3 protein-coding genes are annotated in these 1789 nt (G+C 76.4%); all 3 read right to left on the bottom strand.

What is annotated here, in order from left to right; all coding sequences use genetic code 11:
- On the bottom strand, nt 1-594 hold a 594-nt coding region (thiE, locus tag ABD308_RS12525), incomplete at its 3' end, for a thiamine phosphate synthase (protein WP_344332746.1).
- The gene (locus ABD308_RS12520) at nt 591-956 is read right to left on the bottom strand and encodes an Rv2175c family DNA-binding protein (RefSeq protein WP_344332741.1); all 366 of its coding nucleotides are present in this window, start codon (nt 954-956) and stop codon (nt 591-593) included. The genes thiE and ABD308_RS12520, both read right to left, overlap by 4 nt.
- A 59-nt stretch (nt 957-1015) precedes the next feature.
- Nucleotides 1016-1789, bottom strand: a 774-nt coding sequence (locus ABD308_RS12515; RefSeq protein WP_344332739.1) for an NAD(P)/FAD-dependent oxidoreductase, incomplete at its 5' end; no start/stop codon positions are given.

Below are 1789 nucleotides of genomic sequence, written 5' to 3'. Positions count from 1 at the left end.
GGCCCGCGCCACCACCACCCGGCGGGCGCCGGCGGCCAGCACCTCGTCCAGGTTGCCGAGGTCGATGCCGCCGATGGCGAACCACGGCCGCTCGGCCCCCAGCTTCGCCGCGTACTCGACCAGGCCGAGGCCCGGCGCGGGGCGGCCCGGCTTGGTCGGGGTCGGCCAGACCGGGCCGGTGCAGAAGTAGTCGACGCCGGGCTCGGCGGCGGCCGCGTCCACCTCGGACTCGGCGTGGCACGACCGCCCGATCAGCACGTCCTCGCCGATGATCGCCCGGGCGGCGGGCACCGGCAGGTCGTCCTGCCCGAGGTGCAGCACGTCCGGGCCGGCCGCGTGGGCGACGTCGGCGCGGTCGTTGACGGCGAGCATCCGGCCGTGCCGACGGCAGGCGTCGGCGAAGACCTCCAGCGCCGCCAGCTCCTGCCTGGCCTCCAGGCCCTTGTCCCGGAGCTGGACGATGTCCACGCCGCCGGCCAGCGCGGCGTCCAGGAACTCGGCGAGGTCGCCGCGCTCGCGCCGGGCGTCGGTGCACAGGTACAGGCGGGCGTCGGCGAGCCGGGCCCGCCGGCCGGTCGCGGCCGGGTCCGTCACCACGCCATCGCCTGGGCGCGCCGCTTGACCTCGGTGGCCCGGTTCTCGCAGAGCGCCTGCATCGGGGTACCGGGCAGCGACGGGTCCTCGGTGAACATCCACACCAGGATCTCGTCGTCGCTGAACCCGCTGTCACGCAGCACCGTCAGCGTGCCGATCAGGTGCTTCACGGGACCGGTCTCGTCGATGAACGCGGCCGGGACCTGCAGCGACTTGTTGGGGCCGCGGCGGACGGCGATCAGGTCACCCTTCTTGACCATGTTGCGGACCTCGGTGACCACCACACCCCACTTCTCGGAGATGTCGGGGAGGTACAGCCACGCGGGGACCAGGGCTTCAATCTTGGCTTCGATCTCACTCACAAGCACCAGACTGCCACCTCGGCGGCCCGCCGCGCACCAACCGGGTCCGCCGGCCGCCGCTACCCGGCGGCCAGGGCCGACTTCAGCGGGACCGCCGGGTCGGCGGCGCGGGCCGGGTCCAGCACGGCGCCGCGCTCGATCAGCCGCCTGCCCTGGGTGAGGTCGCGCGGCCGGTCCACCGTGAGCAGCGCGTGCAGGACGCCGTCGCGCAGCCAGAGCACCGACCAGTCGGCGCCGTCCGGCGAGCCGCGCCACAGCGGTTCGTCGCCCGCGCCGTGCCGGCCGGCGTACTGGACCATCCGCCCGAACTGCTCGGACCAGAAGTACTGCACCGGGTCGTACGGCGGCGCGTCCGTGCCGAGCAGGGTGGCGGCCGCCGCCTCGCCGGACCGCAGCGCGTGGTCCCAGTGCTGGACGGTCAGCCGGGTGCCGGAGCGCGCCGACGGGTAGCTGACGCAGTCGCCGGCGGCGAGCACGCCGGGCACGGTGGTGCGCAGCCGCTCGTCGACCAGCACGGCGCCGGCGGCGTCCAGGGCGACCCCGCTGCCGGCCAGCCAGCCGGTGGCCGGACGGGCGCCGATGCCGACCACCACCTCGTCGGCGGGCAGGTGCGAGCCGTCGGCGAGCAGCACCGCGCCCGGTTCGACGGCCGCGACGCCGGTTCCGCAGCGCAGCTCCACCCCGGCGGCCGTGTACCAGGCGGCCATCACCCGGCCGACCTCGGCGGGCAGCGCACCGGGGACGGGGGCCGGGCCGGCCTCGACGACGGTCACCGAGCACCCGGCCGCCCGGGCCGCGGTGGCCAGGCCGGCGCCGATCCAGCCCGCGCCGAC

The organism is Kitasatospora putterlickiae, from assembly GCF_039527695.1.
Classification (GTDB): Bacteria; Actinomycetota; Actinomycetes; order Streptomycetales; family Streptomycetaceae; genus Kitasatospora; species Kitasatospora putterlickiae.
This window is presented reverse-complemented; position numbering and strand designations above follow the sequence as displayed.